Genomic DNA, 6,769 nt, shown 5'->3' with positions numbered 1-6,769 from the left:
CGCGACTTGTACGTGCTGGGTGAGGTGGCGCGGGCGCGGGAGTTGGACGAGGACACCTACGCCCGCCGCCTGCGGGTACTGGGCGAGGACCACCCGAGCACTCTCACCTCGGCCAGCCGCTTCGCTCGCGACTTGTACGTGCTGGGTGAGGTGGCGCGGGCGCGGGAGTTGGACGAGGACACCTACGCCCGCCGCCTGCGGGTACTGGGCGAGGACCACCCGGACGCCCTCATCTCGGCCAGCAACCTCGCCGCCGACTTGCACGTGCTGGGTGAGGTCGCGCGGGCGCGGGAGTTGAACGAGGACACCTACGCCCGCCGCCGCCGGGTACTGGGCGAGGACCACCCGAGCACTCTCACCTCGGCCAACAACCTCGCCCGCGACCTGCATGTGCTGGGTGAGGTCGCAAGGGCGCGGGAGTTGGACGAGGAGACCTACGCCCGCCGCCGCCGGGTGCTGGGCGAGGACCACCCGAACACCCGCGCCGTGGGACGACGGCTACGCAACAAGGAAGACCTCGGCCGCAGTGCGGTAGTCGAATAGCAGCCCCAGTTCCACGGTCTCCGTCGGTGCTGGGGTTCGCCGTGTCCGGCGAAGCTTTCCATGCCTGACCCTGACCGTCTCCGACACCACCCTGGCCATGGCGAGGGCGACGTCAACGTCGTGCGGCGCACCAACAGCCGGCCGGTCCGCCCCGCCCAGCCTTGCTCAAGCTTGTGCAGGGGTCACGGGGCTTGGTGGCAAGGCGTCGTACAGGCCGAATTCCTGCTCGTCGGGCGCTTCGAAGTCGCCCCGCCATTCTTCGACGTCCGAGCGCTGGATGGGAGGATCCTCCAAAGCGCGCTCGCTGATTCGGCGCCAGAGTTCCTCATCGGGGACGTCGAGGTAGAGCAGGTGCACCGCAGCTCCGAGCTCTCGCGCCTGAAGCCTGAGGGAGTCCCGCTCAGAACGACCCCACGTGCCCCACTCGACAATCACGGTGTTGCCAAGGAGCAGGAGTTCCTTGGCCACCGACCATTGGAGCGCCTCTACTCGCTCTCGCATGGCGGCGTCCCACAGGCCGACGCCGAGAGCCTTCAACCACTCATCGGGTCCGAGCCGCAGGCCGCGCCATCGACCAGCCACTTCCTTGGCCTTGGTGGTCTTCCCGCTTCCCGGGAGCCCGCAGATGATGAAGAGCTGGCCACGCGATGATGCACCAGGTGGGCGCTCAGCATCGTTCGTCGTCATGCAGCCCATGATCGTCGTTGGCCCTCCCCGGGCCTTACCGCCCCCACGTTCTTGCAGAGCTGGACGCCGCCACCACCTCAAGGATCACTGTCTGTAGTCCCGCATCACCTGGCGGATCCGCCCGCACGCCGCCGGCAGTGTGCGGCATCCACAGCCAGTCCCAAGCAGTATCGCGGATCTCACGTTGAGCGACCATATCGGTCCATGGTCGTACGGAAAGCCGTCGACGATGTCGGACACCCTTAGATCGCGTTGGCGACGCGGCCCTTGGAGGAGACGCCCTGATCACGTCAGGAAGTCGTCATCGCGAGTCGGCGCGGCGGAGCATCGCTTCCAACTCGGGGTCCGGGAGGAGTTCCCGGACCTCCTGAGCGCAGCGGCAAGCGCCGGCGATCTTGGCAGCCCAGGTCAGCGCCTCCTCGCGGGTGGCCACGTCCACGACGACGAACCCGCCGATGACCTCCTTGGTCTCCGGGTAGGGGCCGTCGGTGACCGTACCGTTCGTGGACACGATGCTCGCCTGCTGGCGTTCCAGTCCCGTGCCGAACACGAACACACCGGCGTTCACGGCTTCCTGGATCACCGCGTGCGCGGCCTTGCCCACGTCGGGGAGCTCCTCGTCGGTGATGTGGTCCATCGCGCCGTCATTGAACGAGATCAAGTACCGGGTCATCTCATGACTCCCTGTGTCCCGGCGGTCCGGGGCCGCCTCTCACCTGCTCTACGAACGACGAGGCCCGTATTCGACGCTGTGCCGGGAAATTCTCCCGCCGCCGGCCGGACCGATCATTCAGGTACGCCGCCCACGCCGGCGAGCCGCGATCCGTTCGACGATGGGCGTCTCGCGGACAGTGGTGAGTTCGATCAGTTCAGCCCGTGGCGCCGTCAGTGAGCGCGGTGTTCCGAACTGCGCCAGCTCGCCCGCGACGTGCACCACCAGGTCGTCGGCTGCCCGGCGGCGTCCGCGCCGCTCGACCACTCGGCCCAGGGGTTCTCATCCCAGTGCGCGATCACAGGGCTGGGGCGGCCGAGTGTCGAGCGGGCCAGCCAGGCGAACGGCGTCACCACGAGGCACGCCAGCCACGACACCAGGTACCACAGAAGGAACGGCGACATGATCGCCAGCACAATGGCGATCCTTTGTGTTCACGCTCCGGCCTCCTTGCTCTCGGTCAGCGTCATGGCAAGCTCGGCCAGCTTGCCGGCCATGTCCTGGGCGTATGCGATCGCGGCGGCGGCCTCAGCGCCTGCGGGCACGGAGGTGAAGACCGACAGGTGGGTCCATCGGTTGCCTTTGGCGGCGACGACGCTGCCGTTGACCCGCTCGCCGTTGTTCTGCTCACAGGTGCGGTAGGCCGAGTAGCCATTCGGAACCGCGGCGACAGTGGCGATGCCCAGGCACTCCGTCTTAGCAGCCTTACGGCGGGCCGCCTCCTCCTCGGTGTCGCCCTGCACGAGAACGAGAGCCGTGCCGGAGAAGCGCTGGTCGGCGGAGGTGAAAGTCAGCTGGCACACCGTCGAGGACTCGGTCTCGCTGCGATCCTTGTCAGGGTCGCTCACGGACCAGGCTCCACCTGCCGTCGACTGCATGGCCGGCGCCAAGTCGGTACAGCTCGGCACCCGTGCAGGGCGGTCGGCGAAAGGATCGAGCTGCCACAGCGCCACGCCCACGACAATCAGCGCGATCGTGGCGAAGCCGGCAATGGCCGGCTCTCGAGTCCGGGTCACCGGAACCAGCCAGTGCTGCCGTCCCGAACTTCGTCAGGTGGTGTTTCGGGGCGGGGATCCTGCACCTTCTCGCACGTTCTCCACACCAGGGCAGGTTAGTGGATCAAGCGATCGGCTTGGCGGCGGCGATGACCTGGGTGAGGGCCGCATGGAGGGTTTTCAGGTCCTCGATCGGCATGCCGAGCCGCTCCACCACCGCCGGCGGGATCTGCTCGGCGCGGTCGCGGAGCTTCCTGCCCTCGGGGGTCAGGGTGATGGCGAGGCTTCGTTCGTCGGCGGGGTCGCGTTCGCGGCGTAGGTAGCCGGTTGCCTCGAGGCGTTTGAGCAGCGGGGACAGGGTTCCCGGGTCGAGCTGGAGGAGTTCGCTCAGGCGGCGGACCGACAGCGGGGCGTACTGCCACAGGGCCAGCATCACCAGGTACTGGGGGTGGGTGAGGCCCATGGGCTCCAGGATCGGGCGGTAGACGGCCACCACGCTGCGCGCCGCCACGGAGAGGGCGAAGCAGACCTGTTCCTCCAGGGCCAGGGCGTTGCTGTCGGTCGTGTCACTCAAGGTGGTTCTCCTCAGGTCAGCCGCTAGACTACCAATAGTTGGGGCACCAATGTTTTGCACACCAAGGGAGATGCACCCGTCATGGCGAAGATCGACCGGGCTGCGGGCCGGGGGCGGTTCGGGCGCTGGTTCCACGACACGTTCCACGACTGGTTCTTCCGGTCGATGATCGGGCCGGCGCAGACGAAGAACGCGGTCCACGGTTGTGAGCAGCCGGCCCGCGAGCAGTGGAAGCGCGACCTCGAGGCGCGCAAGGCGTACAGCCGGGAGCAGCGCGAGCGCAAGCGGCTCGCCCGGGAGGGGTAGCGGCGCGACTGAGGGCCGATCATCCGATGACCCGGGCCGTCGCCGGGTTGCAGGCTGAGGACATGGCCTGGATACGGGTACGGGACAAAGCACTCGGCCGGCGCCTCACGGTCATCGAGGAGTGCAGGTTCCCCAGCAGTGCGCGGCAGCGGTTCCTGTTCGGGCACCCCGGCCTGAGCGATGCCGCAGTGGCGATCGTGGAGGACGGCGCGCGGCAGTGGTTTCGGCTGACCGCTCGGCATCCGGGGGCGCAACTCGCCATGCCGTCGGTGGCCGTGAACGATCTGTGGCACGAGCTTGTGCTGCAGACGCAGGAGTACGCGCAGTTCTGCGAGGACGCGTTCGGTCGTTTCCTGCACTACACGCCGAGGGATCCGCAGGGCCCGCAGCTCCTGGAGACGCTGCGGATGGCTCGCCAGGATGAGCGCTGTGGCGATGATCAGTTGCCCTTGCTGTTCCGGGTGGATCGCGAGACGGGAGTCGCCGGGGGCCGGGTCTACCTAGCCGACTGCGGTGGGCGGGGGGAGTGCTTCCCGCTGGCGGGCCTGACCTGCCTGCACCACGCGGAGGGCGTCGAGCGGCGAACGCGCCGGCCCTGGCGCTTCGAGAAGCAGGTGCCGCCGGACTCCGGCACCGGCGGTTGGGAATTCTGCGGCGGCGGCTGATGGCAAGGGCGGCGGCAACAAAGGCCGGTGCCGGCAGAGCGGTGAAGGCCGAGCCCAGGAGGCGGCAACGAGGCCGCGGCGGAGGGCATTGTCGCCGATGGGTGATGTTTAATGCATTTCTGTCGGGCATCTGGCCGCCGCATTCCCGGTGGCGGGCCGCCGTCCTAATCTGCGGGCAAGTCGTTCCGCAGGAGGCGATCATGACGATCCCGCAGGACAACACCGAGTTTCTCGCCCGCCCGGCGGATGCCGTCGCCGGACTTGTTCCCGATAGGCGGAGTGCGGAGGCGGCGATCGCGTCGCTGCGCGCCGCCGGATTCCCCGCGGTGGAGGCTCGTCCGCGCCGCTGCCGGCTCCGGGATTGGGGCGGGGACGCGACGATCATGAATTTGTACGTGGCGGGGCTCCACAAAGGCCACTCCGTCGTCGTCGTGCCGTCGGCGCGGCGGTGGCGGGAGGAGGTGGGGCGGCTCCTGGTGCGGCACCAGGGGCATGGCGTCTACTACTTCACCGCCCGCGGGGTCGAGTCGCTGATCGTCCTCGTCTGACGTGTAACCGCCACGGCGAGCCGGGGGGCGCCACGGCGGTCTGATTGTGCACCCGGCGGCACTTTCTACAGGTTTGAACCACGTTGCGCCTGCTCGTCGCCGAATGGTTCGCAGCGTGAATCGCCGATGACGTTTTCGTGAATCGGATAGCGGTGGTCTGCGAATCTCGGCCGGGCGCGGCGGAGCCGGGTCATCGTTTTCTTCTGCACTGAGCCCCGGTGGACCCGGAAATGGACGGTCGCCGGCCCGGTGGACCGGGGAAAACGAATCGGTCGGGGCCGGGGAATAGCCGCCGGAAACGGATTGAGCTGGGGCGACGGCCGCCGGGTGGCCTGTACCAGGCGTGACCGGGGCCGCTGGTCGGGGGCGTGCGGGCCAACCCCTGGTGCCGGGGCTGCCCGTTACTCAGCCGGCGGCTCGGTCGGGACCCGCCGATCGCCTCGGTGCGACCGAAAACACCAGGCAGGACCGGCCGTCCTGAGAGGACGATGGGGTGAGTAAAGTAGGGCGCCGACGGGGGACGTGCCGGTGACCGGCTCTGCCGGCGATCTGGTTGACGTGCAACTTGCATACTCATAGTGTCTGATATGTAACGGCGGGTGCTCGCTGGGAAAGCTCCCGGTATGGTCGCGTCGTGGGTAGCAGGGTTTGTCGGACCGGCCACGAGGAGTGCTTGGGTGAGTGTCAGGATCGGCATCAACGGTTTCGGCCGGATCGGTCGCTCGGTCATGCGCATCATCAACAGCGCTCCGGCCTCGGGAATCACCGTTGCGGCCATTAATGACATCGCCGCACCGGACCGATTGGCATACGCGTTGAAACGCGACAGCTTACGCGGGCGATTCGCCGGCTCGGTGCGGACGGCCGGCGGGCAGCTGGTCGTCGACGACCGTCCGATCTGGACCTTCCAGGAGTCGCAGCCGAGCCGGATCCCGTGGGGCGACGCGGGCGTCGACGTGGTGATCGAGGCGACCGGGCGGTTCCGCAACGGCGACCTCGCCCGCGCGCACATCACCCACGGGGGCGCCCGCAAGGTGGTGATCAGCGCCTCCGCCGACGATCCCGACGCGGTGCTGGTCTACGGCGTGAACCACGACACGTACGACGCGGCGCGCCACGACGTGGTGTCGCCGGCGTCCTGCGGGGTCAACGCGCTCTCGGTGATGGCCAAGGTGCTGCTGGACCGGTTCGGGCTGCGCAGCGTGCACACCTCGGTGGTGCTGGCGGTCCAGGGGTGGCAGCGGGTGCACGACACCTCGACCGGCACGTCGCGGGACGATCCGCGGCTGGGACGTGCCGCGGCGGAGAGCATCATCCCGCACGATCACGTCGCCGGTGACCTGGTCTCCGTCGCGCTGCCGCGGCTGGGCGAGGTCCGCTACAGCTACTACTGCGTGCCGACGCCGATAGGGTCGCTCGCCGAGCTGGGCGGCCTCACCGACCGGCCGGTCGGCGCCGACGAGGTGAACCGGGCGATCGCCGAGGCGGCGGCCGGTTCGATGCGCGGCCTCATCGACTACGACCCGGACCCTACGGTCTCGATCGACGTGCGCGACAACCCCGCGTCGTGCCTGTTCGACCCCTCCGGCACCCAGACGACGGCGGACGGCGGCGTGAAGGTCCGTGGCTGGTTCGACAACGAGTGGGGGTTCTCGCACCGCCTGCTCGACCTCGCGCGCCTGGTGGGGGAACGTGAGCCCGTGCCGGCGGGCCTGCTCTACAAGACCGCCGCGGCCTGA

The 6,769-nt window shown here is 68.7% G+C and carries 10 protein-coding genes; 5 read left to right on the top strand and 5 right to left on the bottom strand.

Annotation, left to right across the window (positions count from 1 at the left end; genetic code table 11):
* Positions 1–543: tetratricopeptide repeat-containing protein (locus AB0J80_RS08795; RefSeq protein ID WP_364702062.1), on the top strand; the 543-nt coding region annotated here is incomplete at its 5' end.
* 165 nt (positions 544–708) lie between these two features.
* Here AB0J80_RS08795 and AB0J80_RS08790 read toward each other — a convergent pair.
* The 5 genes from AB0J80_RS08790 to AB0J80_RS08770 form a co-directional block, all read right to left on the bottom strand.
* Positions 709–1,230 carry an ATP-binding protein gene (locus AB0J80_RS08790; protein ID WP_364702060.1) on the bottom strand — a complete coding sequence of 174 codons (522 nt, stop codon included), beginning with the start codon at positions 1,228–1,230 and terminating at the stop codon, positions 709–711.
* A gap of 301 nt (positions 1,231–1,531) precedes the next feature.
* The gene (locus AB0J80_RS08785) at positions 1,532–1,903 is read right to left on the bottom strand and encodes a YciI family protein (RefSeq protein ID WP_364702057.1); all 372 of its coding nucleotides are present in this window, start codon (positions 1,901–1,903) and stop codon (positions 1,532–1,534) included.
* 212 nt (positions 1,904–2,115) lie between these two features.
* Positions 2,116–2,358 (bottom strand): hypothetical protein, encoded by a 243-nt coding sequence (locus tag AB0J80_RS08780; RefSeq protein ID WP_364702054.1) that lies wholly within the window; start codon positions 2,356–2,358, stop codon positions 2,116–2,118.
* Positions 2,359–2,376: 18 nt separating this feature from the next.
* Positions 2,377–2,895, bottom strand: a complete 519-nt coding sequence (locus AB0J80_RS08775) for a hypothetical protein (RefSeq protein ID WP_364702051.1) — start codon at positions 2,893–2,895, stop codon at positions 2,377–2,379.
* 166 nt (positions 2,896–3,061) lie between these two features.
* Complete coding sequence (locus AB0J80_RS08770) at positions 3,062–3,511, bottom strand: MarR family transcriptional regulator (protein ID WP_364702048.1); 450 nt, start codon at positions 3,509–3,511, stop codon at positions 3,062–3,064.
* 81 nt (positions 3,512–3,592) lie between these two features.
* Between AB0J80_RS08770 and AB0J80_RS08765 the strand changes: the two genes are divergently transcribed.
* From AB0J80_RS08765 to AB0J80_RS08750, 4 genes are all read left to right on the top strand, one after another.
* A complete protein-coding gene (locus tag AB0J80_RS08765) occupies positions 3,593–3,817 on the top strand; it encodes a hypothetical protein (RefSeq protein ID WP_364702045.1) in 225 nt (74 codons plus the stop codon).
* A gap of 26 nt (positions 3,818–3,843) precedes the next feature.
* Entirely contained in the window at positions 3,844–4,482 is a 639-nt protein-coding gene (locus tag AB0J80_RS08760; protein WP_364702043.1) for a hypothetical protein, read from the top strand.
* Between the two features lie 200 nt (positions 4,483–4,682).
* Positions 4,683–5,030, top strand: a complete 348-nt coding sequence (locus tag AB0J80_RS08755) for a hypothetical protein (RefSeq protein ID WP_364702041.1) — start codon at positions 4,683–4,685, stop codon at positions 5,028–5,030.
* A 677-nt stretch (positions 5,031–5,707) separates the two neighbouring features.
* Entirely contained in the window at positions 5,708–6,769 is a 1,062-nt protein-coding gene (locus AB0J80_RS08750; RefSeq protein WP_364702039.1) for a type I glyceraldehyde-3-phosphate dehydrogenase, read from the top strand.

This window comes from Actinoplanes sp. NPDC049548 (assembly GCF_040676695.1).
Taxonomy (GTDB): Bacteria; Actinomycetota; Actinomycetes; order Mycobacteriales; family Micromonosporaceae; genus Actinoplanes.
The sequence above is the reverse complement of the archived record's forward strand: the minus strand, read 5'-3'. Positions and strand labels throughout refer to the sequence as shown.